24 protein-coding genes are annotated in these 19785 nt (G+C 54.5%); 17 read left to right on the top strand and 7 right to left on the bottom strand.

Translation table 11 applies throughout. From position 1 onward, the window contains the following. Positions 1-9: 9 nt before the first annotated feature. Entirely contained in the window at positions 10-627 is a 618-nt protein-coding gene (locus KTJ90_RS08175) for a hypothetical protein (protein WP_499026232.1), read from the bottom strand. A 107-nt stretch (positions 628-734) separates the two neighbouring features. On the opposite strand from KTJ90_RS08175, the gene KTJ90_RS08170 reads away from it, so the two are divergent. Genes KTJ90_RS08170 through KTJ90_RS08145 form a run of 6 tightly spaced genes read left to right on the top strand, consistent with a single transcriptional unit; the run spans position 735 to position 4780 of the window. Next, complete coding sequence (locus KTJ90_RS08170; protein ID WP_499026231.1) at positions 735-1319, top strand: phage baseplate assembly protein V; 585 nt, start codon at positions 735-737, stop codon at positions 1317-1319. Next, complete coding sequence (locus KTJ90_RS08165; RefSeq protein ID WP_499026229.1) at positions 1316-1666, top strand: GPW/gp25 family protein; 351 nt, start codon at positions 1316-1318, stop codon at positions 1664-1666. The genes KTJ90_RS08170 and KTJ90_RS08165 overlap by 4 nt, the downstream gene beginning before the upstream one ends. A gap of 4 nt (positions 1667-1670) precedes the next feature. Next, complete coding sequence (locus KTJ90_RS08160; protein ID WP_499026227.1) at positions 1671-2579, top strand: baseplate assembly protein; 909 nt, start codon at positions 1671-1673, stop codon at positions 2577-2579. Continuing rightward, positions 2572-3180 (top strand): phage tail protein, encoded by a 609-nt coding sequence (locus KTJ90_RS08155; RefSeq protein ID WP_499026225.1) that lies wholly within the window; start codon positions 2572-2574, stop codon positions 3178-3180. Before KTJ90_RS08160 ends, KTJ90_RS08155 begins: the two co-directional genes overlap by 8 nt. Beyond that, positions 3177-4190, top strand: a complete 1014-nt coding sequence (locus KTJ90_RS08150) for a phage tail protein (RefSeq protein ID WP_499026223.1) — start codon at positions 3177-3179, stop codon at positions 4188-4190. Before KTJ90_RS08155 ends, KTJ90_RS08150 begins: the two co-directional genes overlap by 4 nt. Then, positions 4190-4780: a tail fiber assembly protein gene (locus KTJ90_RS08145; protein WP_499026221.1), complete on the top strand. Its 591-nt coding sequence runs from the start codon at positions 4190-4192 to the stop codon at positions 4778-4780. The genes KTJ90_RS08150 and KTJ90_RS08145 overlap by 1 nt, the downstream gene beginning before the upstream one ends. A 232-nt stretch (positions 4781-5012) precedes the next feature. Here the strand turns inward: KTJ90_RS08145 and KTJ90_RS08140 are convergent, their stop codons facing one another. Further along, positions 5013-5960: a hypothetical protein gene (locus tag KTJ90_RS08140; RefSeq protein ID WP_499026219.1), complete on the bottom strand. Its 948-nt coding sequence runs from the start codon at positions 5958-5960 to the stop codon at positions 5013-5015. 187 nt (positions 5961-6147) lie between these two features. On the opposite strand from KTJ90_RS08140, the gene KTJ90_RS08135 reads away from it, so the two are divergent. The 9 genes from KTJ90_RS08135 (at position 6148) to KTJ90_RS08095 (ending at position 13954) form a co-directional block, all read left to right on the top strand. Then, positions 6148-7317, top strand: coding sequence for a phage tail sheath protein (locus KTJ90_RS08135; protein WP_499026217.1), 1170 nt, complete (start codon positions 6148-6150; stop codon positions 7315-7317). Between the two features lie 12 nt (positions 7318-7329). Next, positions 7330-7839 carry a phage major tail tube protein gene (locus KTJ90_RS08130; protein WP_010246672.1) on the top strand — a complete coding sequence of 170 codons (510 nt, stop codon included), beginning with the start codon at positions 7330-7332 and terminating at the stop codon, positions 7837-7839. Between the two features lie 58 nt (positions 7840-7897). Continuing rightward, a complete protein-coding gene (locus KTJ90_RS08125; RefSeq protein WP_499026215.1) occupies positions 7898-8176 on the top strand; it encodes a phage tail assembly protein in 279 nt (92 codons plus the stop codon). 32 nt (positions 8177-8208) lie between these two features. Next, positions 8209-8334 carry a GpE family phage tail protein gene (locus KTJ90_RS08120; RefSeq protein WP_111207766.1) on the top strand — a complete coding sequence of 42 codons (126 nt, stop codon included), beginning with the start codon at positions 8209-8211 and terminating at the stop codon, positions 8332-8334. Further along, positions 8324-10786, top strand: coding sequence for a phage tail tape measure protein (locus KTJ90_RS08115; protein ID WP_499026213.1), 2463 nt, complete (start codon positions 8324-8326; stop codon positions 10784-10786). Before KTJ90_RS08120 ends, KTJ90_RS08115 begins: the two co-directional genes overlap by 11 nt. A 3-nt stretch (positions 10787-10789) precedes the next feature. Beyond that, complete coding sequence (locus KTJ90_RS08110; protein WP_499026211.1) at positions 10790-11317, top strand: phage tail protein; 528 nt, start codon at positions 10790-10792, stop codon at positions 11315-11317. Then, entirely contained in the window at positions 11314-12489 is a 1176-nt protein-coding gene (locus tag KTJ90_RS08105) for a phage late control D family protein (protein WP_499026209.1), read from the top strand. Before KTJ90_RS08110 ends, KTJ90_RS08105 begins: the two co-directional genes overlap by 4 nt. Positions 12490-12568: 79 nt before the next feature. After that, positions 12569-12784, top strand: a complete 216-nt coding sequence (locus KTJ90_RS08100; RefSeq protein WP_069026604.1) for an ogr/Delta-like zinc finger family protein — start codon at positions 12569-12571, stop codon at positions 12782-12784. A 105-nt stretch (positions 12785-12889) separates the two neighbouring features. Continuing rightward, on the top strand, positions 12890-13954 hold the full coding sequence (locus tag KTJ90_RS08095) for a site-specific integrase (protein ID WP_499026206.1): 1065 nt from the start codon (positions 12890-12892) through the stop codon (positions 13952-13954). Positions 13955-14254: 300 nt separating this feature from the next. Here the strand turns inward: KTJ90_RS08095 and KTJ90_RS08090 are convergent, their stop codons facing one another. Genes KTJ90_RS08090 through copC form a run of 3 tightly spaced genes read right to left on the bottom strand, consistent with a single transcriptional unit; the run spans position 14255 to position 15888 of the window. Continuing rightward, the gene (locus KTJ90_RS08090; protein WP_003849240.1) at positions 14255-14602 is read right to left on the bottom strand and encodes a YebY family protein; all 348 of its coding nucleotides are present in this window, start codon (positions 14600-14602) and stop codon (positions 14255-14257) included. A gap of 28 nt (positions 14603-14630) precedes the next feature. Further along, positions 14631-15506, bottom strand: coding sequence for a copper homeostasis membrane protein CopD (copD, locus tag KTJ90_RS08085; protein WP_078804481.1), 876 nt, complete (start codon positions 15504-15506; stop codon positions 14631-14633). A 4-nt stretch (positions 15507-15510) separates the two neighbouring features. After that, entirely contained in the window at positions 15511-15888 is a 378-nt protein-coding gene (copC, locus tag KTJ90_RS08080) for a copper homeostasis periplasmic binding protein CopC (protein ID WP_003849236.1), read from the bottom strand. 150 nt (positions 15889-16038) lie between these two features. Between copC and KTJ90_RS08075 the strand changes: the two genes are divergently transcribed. Next, positions 16039-16272, top strand: a complete 234-nt coding sequence (locus KTJ90_RS08075) for a DNA polymerase III subunit theta (protein ID WP_008925353.1) — start codon at positions 16039-16041, stop codon at positions 16270-16272. Further along, a complete protein-coding gene (exoX, locus tag KTJ90_RS08070; protein WP_499026203.1) occupies positions 16269-16940 on the top strand; it encodes an exodeoxyribonuclease X in 672 nt (223 codons plus the stop codon). The genes KTJ90_RS08075 and exoX overlap by 4 nt, the downstream gene beginning before the upstream one ends. On the opposite strand, the gene KTJ90_RS08065 is transcribed toward exoX, so the two are convergent. Together KTJ90_RS08065 and KTJ90_RS08060 are read right to left on the bottom strand one after the other, a co-directional pair. Continuing rightward, complete coding sequence (locus KTJ90_RS08065) at positions 16934-18997, bottom strand: prolyl oligopeptidase family serine peptidase (protein WP_154926359.1); 2064 nt, start codon at positions 18995-18997, stop codon at positions 16934-16936. The two genes, exoX and KTJ90_RS08065, sit on opposite strands and share 7 nt — an antisense overlap. A gap of 125 nt (positions 18998-19122) precedes the next feature. Then, positions 19123-19779 (bottom strand): tellurite resistance TerB family protein, encoded by a 657-nt coding sequence (locus tag KTJ90_RS08060; RefSeq protein ID WP_039660047.1) that lies wholly within the window; start codon positions 19777-19779, stop codon positions 19123-19125. Positions 19780-19785 lie beyond the last annotated feature (6 nt).

The raw sequence follows: 19785 nt of genomic DNA, 5'->3' as shown, positions 1-19785 counted from the left end.
CCGGTAATACTATTTTTTAAGTTTATCTCGTAGTGCATTTTCTAGGGGGGTTAGTGTTTTTTTAAATGCCATTCTGAATGTGTCTGATTCATCCTTTAAAGTGTCATATAGCATCTGGCGGTCAACATGTTCCCTATCAAACTTTTTGTCCTCTGCGTCAATGGATGGATTTATTACCCTTAGATAACAGGAAATATTAAACATCAAGTCTTTTTCGTGCGCGAACATATTTTTAAGTTGCAGTGCTAAGTCCGCTTCCCAAAGAGCTTCTATCTCAACGATGTTAGTCAGAAGCTTTGAGCGCACTTCTACTACTTTATCCCACCTGTTCTGATATGCTGATTCAGTTCGCAAATAATTAACTTCAGCATACTTTAATTCTTTTTCCTCAACACCTTCGGGTAACTTCAATTCAGCACCTGTTATTAAAGGGTGCCTGACAAAAAATAATGCATCGCGATATTTATACAAGTTGATCAGCACATCTTTAGCGAGGTTATAATCTGACTGCCCTTTAAGTTGCCGCCTCCACGTACTTAAACCTTTGACCGCAACTATTGCACCTGTTGCCGGTGCAGCCACCACAACAACATCTTTTAAAAAGCTAATAATTTCTGCCCACGCCATAAATCTTCCTTGTATTAAAACGGAACGTTTCAAAGTCCAGTGTTTGTTAGTAAACCACCAGACATAACACATTAGCCCTTAAGTCACCTTGTCTTCAAGATAATTCCATGAACGAACAACTCGCAGAAATTCAGCGCCTGCTGCGCAACCTAATCCGCATCGGAACCGTGTCGGCCGTCAATCTCGACGGTGGGCTGTGCCGTGTCGATACGGGAAAAAATACGACCGGCTGGCTGCACTGGCTGAGCGCCCGCGCGGGTAAAACCCGCTCCTGGAATGCGCCGTCAGTGGGTGAGCAGGTGCTTGTTCTTTGCCTCGGCGGCGAACTCGATACCGGCTTTGTGTTGCCGGGTATTTTCTCCGATGACAATCCGGCTCCGTCAGCCTCGGCCGATGCGCTGCACTGGTCATTTCCTGACGGCGCGGTGATCGAGTACGAGCCGGAAACCGGCGCACTGTCCGCAACCGGCATACAGACCGCAACCATTAAAGCGGCGGTAAAAATCATGTTCGACTCGCCAGAAGTGGAATGCACAACGCTGCTCAAAACTGCGCAGCTGGAAGTCACTAAGGGCGGAACGATGAAAGGCGACATTACACATACCGACGGCAGTCTGTCCTCAAACGGCAAGGTGCTGCATTCGCATATCCATCCGGGCGACAGCGGTGGCAAAACAGGAGCGCCAGTATGACAACCGCCAAATATATCGGCATGAACCGGGAAACCGGCGGCGCGCTGGCCGATCTTGATCATATCCGCCAGTCAGTGCGCGACATTCTGCTGACTCCTGTCGGCACCCGGGTGATGCGTCGCCAGTATGGCTCGCTTTTATCCGCTCTGATTGGCCAGCCTCAAAACGAGGCGCTGCGCCTGCAGATTATGTCGGCCTGCTATCTGGCGATCCTGAAGTGGGAGCCTCGCGTAAAGCTGAATGCCATCAGCTTTGAGTCGGATATCAACGGCGCAATGGTGGTTGAGCTGTCCGGCAACCGCACCGACAGCGCGCAGCCTTTTTCCTTAACCGTTCCTGTGAGCTGAGACTATGGCAACTATCGACCTGAGCCAGCTGCCCGCGCCTGACGTGTTGGAGGCGCTGGACTATGAAACCCTGCTGGCCGAGCGAAAGGCGACGCTGATTTCCCTTTATCCTGCTGACCAGCAGGAGGCCGTCACCCGCACGCTGACACTTGAATCAGAACCCATCGTTAAGCTGCTGCAGGAAAACGCTTACCGCGAGCTGATCCTGCGCCAGCGCATCAACGAGGCGGGACAGGCGGTAATGGTGGCGTATGCACTGGATGGCGACCTTGACCAGCTCGGCGCAAACAATGGCGTAACCCGCCTGACGATTACCCCGGCCGATGATACAGCCATGCCGCCGACCGCCGCCGTGATGGAAAGTAACGACGATTTCCGGCTGCGCATTGCCTCGGCGTTTGAGGGGCTTAGCGTTGCCGGGCCGACCGGTGCATATGAGTATCACGCCAGAAGCGCAGACGGCCGCGTAGCCGATGCATCAGCCATCAGCCCGTCGCCTGCAGTGGTCACGGTGACAGTGCTCGCGCGTGAGGGCAACGGCGTGGCGGGCGACGATTTGCTGGCCGTGGTTAACGCTGCGCTCAATGACGAAGACGTGCGCCCGGTTGCCGACCGGGTGAGCGTGCAGTCAGCGAAGATTGTTAGTTACGAAATCGAGGCCGAGCTGTACCTCTATCCGGGGCCGGAAGCTGAACCGATCCGCGCCGCCTCTGAGGCAAAGCTCGCCGCCTTTGTCAGCGCACAAAAGCGCCTCGGCCGCGACATTCGCCTGTCTGCGCTCTATGCCGCCATGCACGTTGAGGGCGTGCAGCGCGTCAACCTTATCAAGCCTTCTGCTGACGTAGTGCTCGACAAAACGCAGGCCGCTTACTGCACAGGCTACACGCTGACCGTGGGAGGCTCGGATGAGTGATCGCCTGCTGCCGACCGGCTCATCAGCGCTTGAGGTTGCCGCCGCTGAGGCGCTGGCAAGACCCGGCGCGATGAGCGTGCCGCTGCGCCAGTTATGGAACCCTCAAACCTGCCCGGTGGCGCTTCTTCCCTATCTGGCGTGGGCGTGGTCAGTTGACCGCTGGGATTCAGCCTGGCCGGAATCGACAAAGCGCGCCGTGGTTGCCGCCTCGCAGTACGTGCACCGGCACAAGGGAACGATAGGCGCTATCCGCCGCGTCGTTGAGCCGCTGGGCTATCTCATCAGGATAATTGAGTGGTGGAAAACCAATGAAGCGCCAGGCACGTTCCGGCTTGACGTGGGCGTGCTGGATACCGGCATTACCGAGGAAATGTATAACGAGCTGGAGCGCCTGATAGCCGACGCGAAGCCCTGCAGCCGACACCTCATCGGCCTGTCCATCAATCTGGACGCGAACGGCGCGCTGCCGGTTGCCGTTGCCAGCTACAGCGGGGATGAGCTGACCATTTATCCCTACACCCCTGAACTTATCAGCGTCGGCGGGCCGGGTTATTCCGGCGTGGCGGTGCATCTTATTGACCTGACGGAAGTGAGCGCATGACGACAAAATATTTTGCCCTGCTGACTAATCAGGGCGCGGCGAAGCTGGCGAATGCTGCCGCACTCGGCACGAAGGTGAACATCGCCGCTATGGGTGTCGGCGACGGTGGAGGCACGCTGCCAACGCCTGACGCGGCACAGACAAAGCTCATCGGCGAGAAGCGACGCGCGCAGCTAAATTCCCTGACCGTTGACGCAGCAAACAGCAGCCAGATTATCGCGGAGCAGATTATCCCGGAAAGCGAGGGCGGATTCTGGATCCGCGAGATTGGCCTGTATGACGCCGACGGCGTGCTGATTGCCGTTGCTAACTGCCCGGAGACTTACAAGCCGCAACTGGCTGAAGGCAGCGGCCGGACGCAGACCGTGCGCATGATCCTGATTGTCAGCAGCACCAATGATGTTGCGCTGAAGATAGACCCGGCTGTTGTGCTGGCGACCCGGCAGTATGTGGATAAGGTTATGTCTGACCATATTGCCGCCGCTAATCCGCACAGACAGTATCTGCTTGCCGCTGACGGCTCGGCGCTGCCGGTTGGTATTCCTCAGCCGTGGCCGGCCGCAACACCCCCGACAGGCTGGCTTAAGTGCAACGGCGCATCCTTCAGCGCCTCTGCCTACCCGGCGCTGGCGAAAGTCTATCCGTCACTGAAACTGCCCGACCTGCGCGGTGAGTTTATCCGCGGCTGGGACGACGGGCGCGGTGCGGACAGCGGACGTGCGCTGCTGTCCGCGCAGGGCGACGCCATCAGGAACATGACCGGCGTTCAGTCCCTTGCCGTGCCGTACAACGGAAAGTCAGACGGAGTGTTTTATAACAATGGTAAAAATGCTAACGAAGGGATTTACCCCGACGGATCAGCTATTACCGACGGGCCTCCTGTCGGCAACTTATCAAACGGGCAGTCTATGGGCGAGAAGATTTATTTTGACGCCTCGCGCGTAGTGCCGGTGGCGGCGGAGAACCGCCCGCGCAACGTGGCGTTTAACTACATCGTGAGGGCTGCATAATGGCTAAGGTGACACTTGATAAAAACGGGCTGGCAGAAGCCGACGGCACGCTGACGGTATACGGGTATGACGCGCTGACCGGGGAGTTTACCGGCGCGGTGCAGGAATTTCTTCCGCAGGGTGTCGGCCTTCCCGCCTGCGCCTGCCTGAGCGCACCGCCTGCCGCGCAGTCGGGCATGGTGGCCGTGCATCAGGACGGGGGCTGGCTGAGCGTGCCGGACCATCGCGGCGAAACGGTTTACCCTGTTTACGGCGGCGCGCCGGTGAAGATTACTGCGCTCGGCGACTATCCCGCAGACACCACAACGCAGGCTCCGGCAACCACGTTCGACAAGTGGGACGGTGAAAAGTGGGTAACCGACAACGATGCGCAGCAGCAGTCACTACTTGACGCAGCAGCCAGCGAAAAGTCGGCGCGCGTGAGTGAGGCCAATGACATCACCCAGGCATGGCAGACGCAGCTGCTGCTGGGCATTATTACGGATGACGATAAAGCATTGCTTATCGAGTGGATGAAGTACATTCAAAAATTACAAAAATTAGACTTGAGCAAAAAAACAACAATAGTTTGGCCTAACAAACCATTGTAATAAAAAACGAGGGTTCTTTAATCTTCATAGATAGGAAGAATAGAGAACCCAAAATATAAGTGACTTCTTTAAAAAGACTACTGTCAATTCTACAAAAATATTGACGCAGCAAGCTTTTCAGCCTAGGTTAAAAAGACTAACCCATCTATATTAATATATCATATCGCAACCTTAGGTTGCCATACATCACGCAAATTTCATCTCAAACTCAAATTATGTGTTTTGACAAAGATCATGACAGGGATGCGTAATAGAAAACCCCAAGCAAGCCAGTAGAAAAAAATAAAATCAGCCATCTTTTAACCCTAACATTCAAAGGCGCTACTTTTTTATCACTCCTGATGAAATCATTTAAAGCTGAATCATATTGTCTCACTAGAGTGGTCCTTATTGATTGAATTGTAGATGAGCCAACGCCAGAGTTAAGATAAGTATTTAAAAGATCTCTAGATTCAATTTCAGTTATAATATTTGAAGGCAAACACATCTTCATTAAAACAAAAGATTTTTCATTGGATTGTATAATCAACTCAACGAAGTTATCTTCATTAAAGAATGGCCCGATGCGTATTATTGGCTCAATTATCTTTGTGATGTCTTCATTTTCTAAAGGGCTACGTTTCCCTATTTTCTCATAGGCCATCACAATCGCTGATGATGATTTATCTATTAATGGAGAAATGTAACTCATTTTAGCTCTAGCTTCGGAAATAGTTAGATTCATTAAGCTCCATATAAATATAAATATACCTGCAACAATGGGAGCTATGGATTTTACAACTTCTTTCCAGCTATCCTTGTTGTAGTTATTATATAGAGTGTTACTTATGTTGACTAACTGGCCCTTTATTCCGTCTAGCTTTTCACCTAGTTGCTGAGATGCGATAGTTATATCGTTGTGATATTTTTGAATTCTAAACTCTTCAAAACCTTCACTCAAGAGTTTGATACCTCTTAACCCTTCTTTAAATGATTTAGCGTCGACTCCAACCTTTCTTTCCTCTTTAAAGGCTTCATCTATCGCGAAATTAATTTTAATTAGGTGACTCTCTAGAGATGAAAGTTTTCTTGCGCTTAATGGATCGACAGTATATAGCTCTGTAACTTCCTTTTTATTGACTTGCGCAGGTGCTGAGCAAGCAGATATAAAAATGAAAAAAAATATAAAAATCCTATACATCAACTCTTCTCCATAAAAATTTATGTCCATCGCTAAATCTAATACTTTTCTTCAAAAAGGTTTTGCTAATTATAACAGTAAAACAATTTCGAGCTAATGTCCTTTGATGTCTTAGCAAACATAAATGAGCTGTTGTTATACAAAAAAGAAGTCACCCTGAGCACACCCTCAAAATGGAGTGCATCAGATGTCTGATTATCATCATGGTGTTCGCGTCGTCGAAGTTAATGACGGCACGCGCACCATTACAACCGTATCAACTGCAATCGTCGGCATGGTCTGCACCGCGCAGGATGCGGATGCGGCAACCTTCCCGCTCAATACGCCGGTACTTATCACCAACGTGCAGGCCGCTGTCGGCAAGGCCGGTAAAAAAGGCACGCTTGCTGCTGCGCTGCAGGCCATTGCTGACCAGTCAAAACCCGTGACCGTCGTCGTGCGCGTCGCTGAAGGAGCCGACGAAGCCGAAACCACGTCCAATATCATCGGCGGCACGGATGAAAACGGCCATTATACCGGCATGAAAGCGCTGCTCGCCGCGCAGACCCAGCTCGATGTTAAACCGCGCATCCTCGGCGTGCCGGGGCTGGATTCTATGGCGGTGGCAACCGCGCTTGCCAGCATTGCGCAGCAGCTGCGCGCCTTTGCCTACGTGTCAGCATGGGAATGTAAAACCATTTCCGAAGCCCGCCTGTACCGCCAGAACTTCAGCCAGCGTGAAATCATGGTTATCTGGCCCGACTTTCTCGCCTGGAACACCACGACGAGCAAATCCGATACCGCCTTTGCAACCGCGCGCGCGCTGGGCCTGCGCGCAAAAATCGACAACGACACAGGCTGGCATAAAACCCTGTCTAACGTCGGCGTCAACGGCGTGACCGGTATTTCTGCATCCGTGTTCTGGGATCTGCAGCAGACCGGCACCGACGCCGACCTGCTCAACGAGGCCGACGTCACCACGCTGATCCGTAAAGACGGCTTCCGCTTCTGGGGCAACCGCACCTGCAGTGATGACCCGCTGTTTCAGTTTGAGAACTACACCCGCACCGCGCAGGTGCTGGCCGACACGATGGCCGAGGTGCACATGTGGGCGGTTGATAAGCCGCTGACGCCGGTTCTGGTGCGCGAGATTATCGCGGGTATTAACGCGAAATTCCGCGAGCTGGTTAACGCCGGTTATCTGCTGGGTGCATCAGCCTGGTATGACGAAAGCGCCAACGATAAAGACACCCTGAAGGCGGGCAAGCTCTTTATTGATTACGACTATACGCCGGTTCCGCCGCTGGAAGATTTAACCCTGCGCCAGCGCATTACCGACACCTATCTGGCGAACTTCGCCGCATCCGTTAACAGCTGAGGAGCCGGATAAATGGCACTGCCACGCAAATTAAAGGGCATGAACCTTTTCAATAACGCCAACAGCTATCAGGGCGTCGTCACCGCCGTGACCCTGCCGAAGCTGGCGCGCAAGCTCGACCCGTTCCGCGCGGGCGGCATGAGTGGCGCGGCCTTCATTGATAACGGTCTGGAAGATGACGCGCTCGATGTTGAGTGGAGCATCGGCGGTATTGATGAGCTGGTACTCACGCAGTGGGGTGCGTCTGACATTCCCCTGCGCTTTACCGGCTCTTACCAGCGCGATGATACCGGCGAGGAAATCGCGGTAGAGATTGAGGTGCGCGGCAAGCATCAGTCGTTTGATTTCGGCGAAGCCAAACAGGGCGAAGACACCGAAACCAAAATCACCAGTAAAAACACCTATTACAAGCTGACCTTTAACGGCAAAGAGCTGATCGAAATCGACACCATCAACATGGTGGAGAAGGTTAACGGCGTTGATCGCCTTGAACAGCGCCGTAAAAACCTCGGCCTGGTATAAACCCTGACGCCAGCGCCCGCCGCTGGCTTTACCTGACTACAGTGAACAGAGAACCATCATGGAAAAGAAAGATAACGTTGTTGAGTTTGAAACCCCGCTGCTGCGCGGCGAAACCGAAATCAAAAGCGTGGAGCTGATTAAGCCGACGGCCGGAAGCCTGCGCGGCGTGCGCCTGGCCGATCTGTGCCAGTCGGATGTTGACGCCCTGCTGACCGTGCTGCCCCGCATTACCGTGCCGACCCTGACAAAGGCCGAATGTAACGCCCTCGATCCGGTTGACCTGATTGCGCTGGGCGGAAAGGTGATTGGTTTTTTGCAGTCGAAGTCGGACGAATAGACTGGCCGCACGGCCTGACTGTCAACGACCTGATGGCCGACATTGCCACAATATTCCACTGGCAACCCTCCGAGATGTACGACATGCCGCTGGCAGAGCTGATGGACTGGCGGCATAAAGCCTTTATCCGCAGCGGAGCAACCCCGGATGAGCAATAACCTTAAAGTGCAGGTGCTGCTGAATGCGGTAGACAAAGCCTCGCGCCCCTTCAAAGCCGTGCAGACCGCTGCCAAAAATCTGTCGTCTGATATACGCCAGACGCAGACGACGATTAAGGAACTGGACGCGCAGGCTGGGAAAATTGATGGCTTCCGCAAGGCAAGTGCGCAGCTGGCCGTCACGCAGCAGAACCTCAAAGATGCAAAGCAGGAGGTAGCAGCGCTGGCCGTGCAGTTTAAAAACACGGAGCGCCCGACGACACAGCAGGCCCGCGCACTGGAAAAGGCCCGGCAGGCAGCTTCTGAGCTGCAGACGAAGTCCAACAGCCTGCGCCTTTCGGTGCAGCAGCAGCGCGAGGCACTTAACGCAGCGGGGATATCAACCAAAGCTCTGAGCAGCGAGCAGCAGCGCCTGAAATCCGCCTCGGCGCAGGCAACTGTCAGCCTGAGCCGCCAGAAAATGGAGCTGCAGCGGCTGAATGCACAGCAGGAGCGACTGAACCAGACCAGCGAGCGCTACCGCAAAGGGCAGGAGCTGTCGGGTAAGGTGCGCAACATGGGCGCAGCCGGTATCGGTGCCGCCACGGTTGGCGGCATGGCGGCTACGTCGCTGCTGATGCCGGGGTTTGATTTCGCACAGAAGAATTCCGAGCTGCAGGCCGTGCTCGGCGTGGGAAAAGAATCGCCGGAAATGAAAGCCCTGCGTGCGCAGGCGCGTCAGCTGGGCGATACAACCGCCGCCTCTGCCGATGATGCCGCAGGCGCGCAAATCGTTATCGCCAAAGGCGGCGGCGATGCCGCTGCCGTTCAGGCCGTTACACCGGTTACGCTCAACATGGCGCTGGCAAACAAGCGCACGATGGAGGAAAACGCCGGGCTGCTGATGGGGATGAAGTCAGCCTTCCAGCTTTCAAACGATAAGGTGGCACACATCGGCGACGTCCTGTCGATGACCATGAATAAAACCGCCGCTGACTTTGACGGGCTGAGCGACTCGCTGACCTACGTTGCCCCGGTTGCGAAAAACGCGGGCGTCAGCATCGAGCAGGCGGCGGCGATGGTCGGCGCTCTGCACGATGCCAAAATAACCGGCTCAATGGCCGGTACGGGAAGCCGCGCCGTACTGAGCAGGCTGCAGGCGCCGACTGGCGAATCATTCAAGGCTATCAAAGAGCTGGGAATTAAAACCGCAGACGGCAAAGGAAATACCCGCCCGATCTTCACCATCCTGAAAGAAATGCAGGCGAGCTTTGACCGTCACAAGCTGGGAACCGGCCAGCGCGCCGAGTACATGAAAACCATTTTCGGCGAGGAGGCCAGTTCATCGGCCGCCGTGCTGATGACCGCTGCCTCAACCGGCAAGCTCGATCATCTGACCGCCACGTTTAAAGCCTCTGATGGTAAAACCGCCGAGCTGGTCCAGGTCATGCAGGATAATCTCGGCGGCGACCTGAAAGAGCTGCAGTCTGCTTATGAGGCTATCGGCACCGACCTGTTTGATCAGAACGATGGCAGCCTGCGCACGCTTACCCAGGACACGGCGGCGCTGTTGCTAAAGGTTGATAGCTGGATTAAAGCTAACCCGGAGCTGGCAGGCGGTATGGCAAAAGTTGTCATGGGCGGGCTGATGTTAGCCGGGGCGCTGGGCGCAATCGGGCTGGTAGCCTGGCCGGTGATTGCGGGCGTGAATACCCTGATTGCCGGGGCGGGCTTCCTCGGCACGGCATTCAGCATCGCGGGCGGAGCCATTACGGCCGCGCTCGGCGCTATCACTCTGCCGGTTGTGGCCGTCGCAGCGGCAATCGTGGCCGGGGCGCTACTGGTGCGTAAATACTGGGAACCCATCAGCGCCTTTATAGCGGGCGTGGCCGAAGGCTTTACCGCAGCGATGGGGCCGATCAGTGATTCCTTTGGCTCGCTGAAGCCGGTTTTTGAGTGGGTAGGTGGCAAGGTTAAAGAGTTGTGGGACTGGTTCGGCAAACTGCTGGAGCCGGTAAAATCCACGCAGACCGAACTTGCCGCCGCCGGAGACATGGGTAAAAAGTTCGGCAACATGCTGGCCGAGGCGCTGAAAATTCCGAGCTACGCGCTCGATCAGCTTATGGGCGGCATTAACTGGGTGTTGGATAAGCTCGGCATTATCGACACGAAATCCGATGGCCTGAAAGACAAGGTGCCGTCGCCTGATCCGGTTGCGACCGGCGGCGCGGGCGCAGATACCGGCGGGCTGCAATACAACATCGCTTACGGTGGCGCGCCTTACCGGCCAGTTTCCTCACCGTCAGCCGGGGGCGGATTCACCGACCGCAGCCAGAATACCTATCAGTATGAAATTAACATGCATGAGGGTATGACCAAAGACGACGCAATGGCACTGATGGCGCAGCACCAGGCGAAAGAGCAGCGCAACCGGCAGGCACAGAACCGCAGCAAAATGGGCTGGGAGGATTAACCGATGATGATGATTTACGGCATGATGCCGTTCATGCGGCAGACCCTGCCTTACGGGAATATGCAGCAGAATATCGACTACCGCTGGCCCACTAACAGCCGGTTCGGGCAGCGTCCATCGGCGCAGTTTATCGGGCCGGGTGATGAAAAAATCACACTTTCCGGGGAGCTGCGCCCGGAAATTACGGGCGGTTCGGTGTCGCTGATGACCGTCCGTCTGATGGCCGACGAGGGGATGGCGTGGCCGCTGATTGGCGGCAGCGGCATGATTTACGGTATGTACGTGATCGAAAATATTTCTAACACCTTCAGCGAATTTTACCCCAACGGAACGGCCAGCAAAATCATGTTCACGCTAAGCCTTAAGCGCGTTGATGAATCCCTGACGTCCATGTTTGGCGATCTGAAAAAGCAGGCTGACGGGCTTATCAGTGGTTCCGGCAATCTGCCAGGGCAGCTCACGTCGGCAATGGACAGCGTGAAGTCGGCGGCCGGTAGCCTGATTTCATCTGCAGGGGGGCTGCTGGGATGATCGGAATAAGCAGCCTGCCGGTACAGGCCGGGGCGCAGCTGACGCCGGATTTCATGCTGAAGGTTAACTCTAAGGACGTCACAACCAATATCCGGGATCGCCTTATCTCGATGACACTGACCGATAATCGCGGCTTTGAGGCTGACCAGCTGGATATTGAGCTGGACGACGCCGACGGGCAGCTGGCGATGCCGGTACGAGGCGCAGTGTTAACGATTTTTCTCGGCTGGAAAGGCCAGACGCTTTTCGGCAAAGGTGATTTCACGGTTGATGAGGTAGAGCACCACGGCGCGCCGGACACCATGACCATTCGCGCCCGCAGTGCTGATTTTCGTGGCTCGCTCAATTCCCGCCGGGAGGTGTCCTATCACGACACAACACTGGGGGAAGTTGTCACGCAGATAGCCGCGCGCAATAACTTAAAGCCCATGCTGGCTGATGGATTCGCCGGACTTGCCGTGGCTCACATCGACCAGACGCAGGAGACTGACGCTAAATTCCTGACGCGCCTCGCCACGCTTTACGGCGCGGTTGCGGCAGTGAAGGCCGGGCGGCTTCTGTTTATAAAGCCCGGTAACGGCGTCACCGCCAGCGGCAAGCCAATCCCGCAGATGACGATCACGCGACAGGATGGCGACCGGCACAGCTTCAGCATTGCTGACCGTGGCGCATATACCGGCGTATCGGCGAGATGGCTGCATACCAAAGACCCTAAGCCTAAGAAAGTTAAGGTAAAGCGCAAGCCGAAAGAAAAGCACCTGCGCGCGCTGGAGCACCCGGCGGCTAAAAAGAAAAAGGCGACCGCGACTAAAACGCCGGAGGCCAGGGAGGGTGATTACCTGGCAGGCACGGAAGACAACATATTTACGCTGACGACCGTGTATGCGACTAAGGCGGCAGCAATGCGGGCGGCTAAAGCAAAGTGGGATAAGCTACAGCGCGGCGTCGCTGAGTTCTCGATTACGCTCGCGATGGGACGCGCCGACCTGTACCCGGAGACGCCGGTTAGAGTGAGCGGCTTTAAGTCGGTGATTGATGCTCAGCCGTGGATTATCAGCAAGGTCACACATAGCCTGAGCGGCAGCGGATATACAACCGCGCTTGAATTTGAGGTTCTGCTTTCAGATATTGAATATCAGTCAGAAACAGAGGGTGAAACGGAAACTGCTTAATCAGGGTGTAATTTGCAAATCGTGATTTGCATATTCAAACTAAGTGGCTCTCCCCTGCCCCTTTTCGAGGATATTAATCATGATGCACTGCCCTTTATGCCAAACAGCAGCCCATGCAAAAAGCAGCCGCTATGTCTCAAAAGAAACAAAAGAACGTTATCACCAGTGCCAGAATATTAATTGCAGCTGCACATTCAAAACACACGAGACCGTTACTGGAATGATTGTCTCGCCAGGGCAAATCAATAAGGTGCCACTCTACACCAGCCAACAGCAACCTTCCCTGCTGCATTAATTTAGCCCGCTAAGCGGGCTTTTTCATGTTTGAAAATCCATAATCAAACATTGAATACTGTTTTTATATACAGTAATTTAATCCCCTTTTATCAAGGGGGACTGCATGGCAATAAGGAAATTAAATACAGGTAAGTGGCTCTGCGAGTGCTATCTCAATGGAAGGGATGGTAAACGAGTGAGACGACAGTTCAGGACCCGTGCCGAAGCCATTGCCTTTGAGCAATACACTCAGGACGAAATGAAGGCTAAACCCTGGCTGGCTGATAAAGAGGATAACCGCAAGCTTAGCGAACTTATCGAGCTATGGTACAAACTGCACGGTTGCTCGCTAAGTGACAGAAAAGGCCGACTCGGCAAACTCAATATTATTTGCAATGGCATGGGAAACCCCGTTGCTGCCTCTATCACTTCGAAGGATTGGGCACATTATCGGGATCGGCGTTTACAGGGCCTCATACAGAACGGATACAAAACCAGTGATAAATCGTTAAAGGTCTCACCGGGTACCATTAACTGTGAACATGCATTCCTTCGCGCTCTTTTCAATGAGCTGGAACGGCTTGGCGAAATCAGCTACCCCAACCCACTTAAAAATATACGGGAGTTTGATCAGCCAGAGAAAGAAATGGCATGGTTGACTGAAACCCAGATACAAAAGCTTTTTGCCGCCTGCAAAGTTCACGATAACCCTGATCTGACGCTGATTATCAAAATCTGCCTTTCAACCGGGTGCCGGTGGAGTGAAGCCGCGAATCTTAAAGCCTCACAATTGTCTCCAAACAAAATCACCTTCATCAATACCAAAGGCAAAAAGAACCGCTCGGTACCCATCGACAATGCCCTGTATAAAGAATTAAAAGACAAAGAGGGCCGTTTTTTTTCAGAGTGCTATCGCCAGTTTTATCGGGTCATTCGCCAGGCCGGTATTGAATTACCCGAAGGCCAGATGAGCCATGTACTGCGCCATAGCTTTGCCAGCCACTTTATGATGGCCGGAGGAAATATCATCGTGCTGCAGCGTATTCTCGGGCATTCCGACATCAGGGTGACGATGCGTTATGCGCACTTCGCGCCAGACCATCTTGAGGATGCAATTCGTTGTAATCCGCTGGCGTTGATGGCGAAGAAAAATGGCGACAAAGTGGCGGCACAGAGTCCAGCAGAGTAGAACAGAAGGCAACAGGGTGGCGTTTAACTCTTTGATTTTAATCTAAGTTGTTGTTTTTAAATGCCGACCAAAAAAAGACCGAATACGATTCCTATATTCGGTCCAGGGAAATGGCTCTCAAGGAGCCGTGCGCTAAAAGTTGGCATTTATGAAGGCGGTGTCGCCTTGCCATTTAAGATTAGAACAGCGCGGTGGAAATGCCAGCAAACGCGGGAATCAGGGCCATAAACTGGATCAGATTGTGATCGCAACGGCAAAATTTCGGAGAGTGGGCGCAGCGCGAGGCTGCACCCGAAAGGCCTATTTTCCGCACAGCGCCTGAGTGCGTTCGATAATCGGCTGCAGGCTCATCATCTGGCCCGGATGGGCTTTGTCTTCGGCCTGAATCACGCTGATCGGCTGGGCTTTCACCTGCTTGTTTTTAAACAGTGTGTCAGCGATGTCGTTCAGCGGGTATGTCATCAGCGTACTCGGATTGATGGCAAACATCGCACCATCTTTCTCGCAGGTCAGCATCACCTCTTCACGATTAAAGGGCCACTTATCTTTACCGATCTCAAAGCGGCTGACGGTAATGATTTGCGCCGCCAGCGCCTGGCCGCATACGGATAACAACAGGATTGCGGGAATCACTTTCTTCAGCAACATAACTACCCTTTTCTCTCTTAAACTACATTCAGGCTGGCGACAGCGTGGCAAATACGCTGACCAGCCCAACCACGCCGCATGCCAGCAGTAGTTCAAGCTGCGTCATGCGAATAAATTTTTGCTGCGCCCCGCTGCCCGCCAGGCGGAATCGCGGCACCAGCCAGTATCGATTAATCAGCGCCACCAGAACCATCAGAGCAACCAGCAGCACTTTGCACAGTAGCAATATAACGTAGCGTGAATCGTGCCACATCAGCGGCCAGCCCGCGATCATTACGCTGTTTATCACCCCGCTGAGCAGCGTTAACGCCACCGCCAGATGACCATAGCGTGAGAAACGCATCATAGTGCGAATCGCATCGGTGCGGCGATCAATCTGCCGTGCCTCGCGCATCAACAGCAACAGTGGCAGTAATCCACCTGCCCAGAACGTCGCCGCAATCAGATGCAGTGCATGGTTAATCTGCTGAAGATCGCCGGGCCAGCTATCGCGCATCGCAGCATGGCCTATCAGCGCCATGCAGGCCAGTTGCAGAACGCCAGCCAGCAGTAACACCTGCTGACGCAGGCTTCCGGTCAGTAATAGCGCGCCAACAGCCAGCACGCCGAAAATGATTTCCCACTGCCACACTTCACCAAAGTGCGTGCCCAACACTGCCAGCCAGATATCGATGTCGGTCAGGTTAGTGCTGGTGCCGCTCATTAACACATTCTGGCAGGCCAGCATCGCCACCGCACTGAGCAGCGCCAGCCAGGCACTCCCCTTCACCAGCGGATTTAACTGAATCGCCAACAGGGATCGGTAGCGTTTGGGCGCCAGCAGCGCACTGTAACAGGCGCTGCCGGTCAGCAACATCACGGCAGTAAAATGCAGCGCGCGCAGCAGGATCCAGAGGGTTGTCACCGGGTTACTTCACACTAAAGCGATAGCTTCCAGCGGTTTTATGTCCATCCACCGACAGCACATGCCAGTTAACCTGATAGCTTCCCGCTTTTAGCGGCTGCGGCAGGCCAACAATCAGGCGTTTTTTCTGGTCAGACTCAACGCGGGCTTTGGCGGTCACGACGGGCTTCTGTGCACTGTCCAGCAGCGTCACGCCACTGAACGCCGCTTCAATATCTTCACTGAAGTTCAGCGTCAGCGCATCAGGGGATGTCGTAACCTGCGCTTTGGCCGCCGGGAGAGAAGACTGGAGGTGTGCATGCGCCCCCGCCAGCGAGCTGAAGGCCATCATGCCCGCGGCCGTCACTGCTATAATCATGCGGGAAATAGTTTTTTTCTGCATAAGATCATCCTTTTAACCGCCGCCAGGGCGTAAACGTGGCAAAAGGATACGCTGCTGGTTTTACACTGTCGAGGCCAGCGATGCGATCCTTTATCCTTGATTCAGACCGACGAAAACATTACTTTTGCCGGCTATCGTCAGGAGATAATTATGAGCCGTAACCTTGCATTGCTGTCCCAGGAAGAGAAAGACAAGATAAATGTCGATTTGGCGGCCGCAGGCGTGGCATTTAAAGAGCGCTATAACATGCCGGTCGTCGCCGAGATGGTGGCGCAGGAGCAGCCTGAAGCGCTGCGTGACTGGTTTCGTCAGCGTCTGATGCAATACCGTCAGGCATCACTCAGCCTGTCGCGCCTTCCTTATGAACCGAAGATGAAGCAATGATGTTCCGCGTTATTGATACCGAAACCTGCGGCCTGCAGGGCGGCGTAGTTGAAGTTGCGTCCGTGGATGTGGTCGACGGTAGAATTGTGAATCCAATGAGCGATTTGACCCTACCGGACCGCCCGATCAGCCGTCAGGCGATGGCTGTACATCGCATCACCGAAGCAATGGTCGCCGGTAAACCCACGATTGAAGAAGCGATTCCACGCTATTACGGCAGCGCTTTTTATGTCGCGCACAACGCCAGTTTTGATCGGCGGATGCTGCCTGAAATGTACGGCGAATGGATCTGCACCATGCAGCTGGCGCGCCAGCTCTGGCCGGGCATTAAATATGGCAACCAGGCGTTACGTCATTCGCTGAAGCTGGATGTCACGCCACCCGCTGAGCTTCATGCGCACCGCGCACTGTATGACTGCTATGTCACGGCGGCGCTGCTGATCCGTATCATGGAGACCTCCGGCTGGAGTGCCTCCGAAATGATTGTGCGTTCGCAACCGGCGGCCCAGCGCTACGACATTCTGCCGTTCGGCAAATATCGCGGCCAGGCGATTGCCGTAATTGCCAGAAAAGATCCCGGCTACCTGAAGTGGGTACTGAATAATGTCAGTGATTTGCGCCCGCCATTGCGGCAGGCGCTGAATAAATACCTCTCTGAATCTCAGTAATCCTGGGCTGGCGGCAAGGTACCCTGCGCCAGTCCGAGCAGGAAAGTGTACTCCATCGCGATCCCTTCGTAGGCTTTGTAGCGTCCGGACTTGCCGCCGTGGCCGGCATCCATGTCGGTGCAGAGCAGCAGAAGATTATTGTCGGTTTTCATCAACCTCAGCTTCGCCACCCACTTGGCCGGTTCCCAGTACTGCACCTGTGAGTCGTGCAGACCAGTCGTGACCAGCAGATGGGGATAATCCTTCGCCTCGATATTGTCATAGGGGCTGTACTGGCGGATATAACGGTAATATTCAGGATCATTGGGGTTGCCCCACTCGTCATACTCACCGGTGGTCAGCGGGATCGACTCATCCAGCATCGTGGTAACCACATCCACAAATGGCACCTGAGCCACCACGCCGTGGAACCGTTCTGGTGCCAGGTTAATGACCCCGCCCATCAACAGCCCGCCTGCGCTACCGCCCATGGCATAAAGCCGCTCCGGGTGGCCGATGCCGCGTGCCACCAGCGCATCCGTCACCTCAATAAAATCAGTAAAGCTGTTCATTTTGTTCAGCAGACGACCACCGTCATACCATTGCTGTCCCAGCTCACCGCCACCGCGTACCTGAATCAGGGCATAGACAAAGCCGCGATCCAGCAGGCTCAGACGGCTGACGCTGAAATCGGCATCCATGCTGCTGCCATAAGCGCCGTAGCCATAGACCAGCATCGGGTTCTGACCGGGCTGATAATGCTTGCGGTGATAAACCAGCGAGACCGGCACTTCGGTGCCATCGCTGACTTTGATCCAGTGGTGCTCGCTTTTGTAATCTTCCGCGTTAAAGCCTTTCACCGCGCTCTGTTTCAGAATGCGACGTTCACCCGTATCCATATCCAGTTCAAACAGCGTGGTCGGCGTGGTCATGGACGAGTAGCCATAACGCAGTTTGCTGGTGCGGGGCGTGGGATTATAAGCAAGCCACGTCACATAGGTCGGATCGTCAAAGGCGATGCCGCTGGTCTCGCCGCTGGCCCAGTTGATCTGACGCAGACTGGTTAAGCCGCGCTGACGCTCTTCCACTACCAGCCAGTCGCGGAACAGCTGAAAATCTTCCATCACCACCTGTTCCCGCGCAGGAATCAGCGTTTCCCAGCGTGACTCATCCAGATAGCGACTGCGGTAGAGCCCGAAGTTTTTCCCGTCACGGTTTGATCGAATGAAAAACTGATGATCGTAATGATCGATGCTGTATTCGTGATCGCGACGGCGGGGCAAAAACACATGCGGCTGCGCATCAGGGAAGTTCGCATCGATTAACTGGATTTCGCTGGTGTTAGTGCTGTAGAGCGCAATCATGATGAACTGCTTGGAGGTGCTCTTGTGCACGCTGAGATGATAGGTGTCATCGCGTTCTTCATAGACCAGCTTATCATCGGACTGCGGCGAACCGAGTTCGTGTCGCCAGACCTGATAAGAGAGCAGCGTCTGCGGGTGCTTGCGCACATAGTAAAGGGTGCGTGAGTCATTGCCCCAGGCGAAGCTGGATGAGGCGTTGCTCAGTACTTCGGGATACCAGCTGCCACTCTCCAGGTTACGGAACCGGATGCCATATTGCCGCCGCGACAGGAAATCTTCCGCCAGCGCCATGACCCGGTTATCCGGGCTGATATGCAGCGCGCCCATGGTGTAGAAATCGCTGTGCGAGGCGCGCTGATTGGCATCCAGCAGCAGGCTCCATTCGCCCGATTCATCGCTTGCTGCAGGCTGACGGTAATAGGCCGGGTATTCGTTACCGCTCTGATAACGGCTCTGATAGCGGTAACCGTTTTTGACATAAGGCACGGAGTGATCTTCCGGCGGCAGCCGATCAATAATCTCTTTTAACACCCGGTCCTGCAGCGGTTGCTGCGACGACATGATTTTTTTGCCGTAATTATTTTCGGCTCGGAGGTAATCAAGAACCTCGCTGTTTTCGCGTTTGTCGTCGCGCAGCCAGTAATAATTATCAACGCGGGTCTCGCCATGCAGCGTCATCTCGTGGGGTATTTTTTTTGCGATGGGTGCTTTCATCCATCCGTCTCCATCAACGTAATGATCTGTAAGCGTAACACTTCAGCAGCGGGAAGCCAGACATAGGGTGAGAAGCTGCCGCCAGCGGAACATCTTCAGTGACCCGCTGGCGGAGAATCGAAGGTTTAACTGGCAGGCAGACGGGCTTTTTCGGCCTCGAGGTCCTGTTGAATGCCATCACGAACATCCTGAGGAATTTTCAGGGCGTCGCCCAGGGCGGAGAGATAGCTGCGCTCCATAAAGTGGTCGACGTCGATAGCGGCACAACTCAGGAAATAAAGCTCCAGCGCCTCCTCTTCATTTTTCACATCAGCCGACAGCCACTGCGGATCCAGGGGGCGATTCATCGCTTTCTGAATCAGTTGCTCTGCATCCTGACCATAACCGGATTGATGAATGTTCTGCTCAATCGCGGCTCGCTCCTGATCGTCGATATGCCCGTCACTTTTAGCAGCAAACACCAGCGCAGTGACCAGACGCTCAGCGCGCAGGTCCACGGGCGTCTGTGCCACACCAAAGTCAGGCTCATTCTGATGCGCTTCGCTAACCCGCTGCTTGTATTTGTTCCACAGTACCGCGCCTGCTGCCGCACCCCCTCCCACAATCAGGGCTTTGCCGCCATATTTGGTCAGCAGTTTGCGCGACGACTTACTGGAGATCAGCATCGCAGCCAGACCGCCCAGCGCGCCGGGTGCCAGCATGTCACTTAAGCCGCCGCCCGGTTTGCTCTCACCGCTCTTCTTTGTCAGCACCGACTGAATCTGTTGCAACCAGTTATTCATCATTCA

The organism is Pantoea jilinensis (assembly GCF_019104105.1).
Lineage (GTDB): Bacteria > Pseudomonadota > Gammaproteobacteria > Enterobacterales > Enterobacteriaceae > Pantoea > Pantoea eucalypti.
Note: the sequence above shows the minus strand (reverse complement) of the source record. Positions and strands in the feature narration are given on the sequence as shown.

Bases quoted from the DNA above. Each gene is read 5' to 3' on its own strand.
- KTJ90_RS08115 (WP_499026213.1), top strand. From the start codon at position 8,324: ATGAGCAATAACCTTAAAGTGCAGGTGCTGCTGAATGCGGTAGACAAA.
- KTJ90_RS08100 (WP_069026604.1), top strand. From the start codon at position 12,569: ATGATGCACTGCCCTTTATGCCAAACAGCAGCCCATGCAAAAAGCAGC.
- copC (WP_003849236.1), bottom strand. From the start codon at position 15,888: ATGCAGAAAAAAACTATTTCCCGCATGATTATAGCAGTGACGGCCGCG.
- KTJ90_RS08175 (WP_499026232.1), bottom strand. From the start codon at position 627: ATGGCGTGGGCAGAAATTATTAGCTTTTTAAAAGATGTTGTTGTGGTG.
- KTJ90_RS08120 (WP_111207766.1), top strand. From the start codon at position 8,209: ATGGCCGACATTGCCACAATATTCCACTGGCAACCCTCCGAGATGTAC.
- KTJ90_RS08155 (WP_499026225.1), top strand. From the start codon at position 2,572: ATGAGTGATCGCCTGCTGCCGACCGGCTCATCAGCGCTTGAGGTTGCC.
- KTJ90_RS08125 (WP_499026215.1), top strand. From the start codon at position 7,898: ATGGAAAAGAAAGATAACGTTGTTGAGTTTGAAACCCCGCTGCTGCGC.
- KTJ90_RS08140 (WP_499026219.1), bottom strand. From the start codon at position 5,960: ATGTATAGGATTTTTATATTTTTTTTCATTTTTATATCTGCTTGCTCA.
- KTJ90_RS08075 (WP_008925353.1), top strand. From the start codon at position 16,039: ATGAGCCGTAACCTTGCATTGCTGTCCCAGGAAGAGAAAGACAAGATA.
- KTJ90_RS08160 (WP_499026227.1), top strand. From the start codon at position 1,671: ATGGCAACTATCGACCTGAGCCAGCTGCCCGCGCCTGACGTGTTGGAG.
- KTJ90_RS08165 (WP_499026229.1), top strand. From the start codon at position 1,316: ATGACAACCGCCAAATATATCGGCATGAACCGGGAAACCGGCGGCGCG.
- exoX (WP_499026203.1), top strand. From the start codon at position 16,269: ATGATGTTCCGCGTTATTGATACCGAAACCTGCGGCCTGCAGGGCGGC.
- KTJ90_RS08060 (WP_039660047.1), bottom strand. From the start codon at position 19,779: ATGAATAACTGGTTGCAACAGATTCAGTCGGTGCTGACAAAGAAGAGC.
- KTJ90_RS08065 (WP_154926359.1), bottom strand. From the start codon at position 18,997: ATGAAAGCACCCATCGCAAAAAAAATACCCCACGAGATGACGCTGCAT.
- KTJ90_RS08095 (WP_499026206.1), top strand. From the start codon at position 12,890: ATGGCAATAAGGAAATTAAATACAGGTAAGTGGCTCTGCGAGTGCTAT.
- KTJ90_RS08110 (WP_499026211.1), top strand. From the start codon at position 10,790: ATGATGATGATTTACGGCATGATGCCGTTCATGCGGCAGACCCTGCCT.
- KTJ90_RS08105 (WP_499026209.1), top strand. From the start codon at position 11,314: ATGATCGGAATAAGCAGCCTGCCGGTACAGGCCGGGGCGCAGCTGACG.
- KTJ90_RS08170 (WP_499026231.1), top strand. From the start codon at position 735: ATGAACGAACAACTCGCAGAAATTCAGCGCCTGCTGCGCAACCTAATC.
- KTJ90_RS08090 (WP_003849240.1), bottom strand. From the start codon at position 14,602: ATGTTGCTGAAGAAAGTGATTCCCGCAATCCTGTTGTTATCCGTATGC.
- KTJ90_RS08150 (WP_499026223.1), top strand. From the start codon at position 3,177: ATGACGACAAAATATTTTGCCCTGCTGACTAATCAGGGCGCGGCGAAG.
- KTJ90_RS08130 (WP_010246672.1), top strand. From the start codon at position 7,330: ATGGCACTGCCACGCAAATTAAAGGGCATGAACCTTTTCAATAACGCC.
- KTJ90_RS08145 (WP_499026221.1), top strand. From the start codon at position 4,190: ATGGCTAAGGTGACACTTGATAAAAACGGGCTGGCAGAAGCCGACGGC.
- KTJ90_RS08135 (WP_499026217.1), top strand. From the start codon at position 6,148: ATGTCTGATTATCATCATGGTGTTCGCGTCGTCGAAGTTAATGACGGC.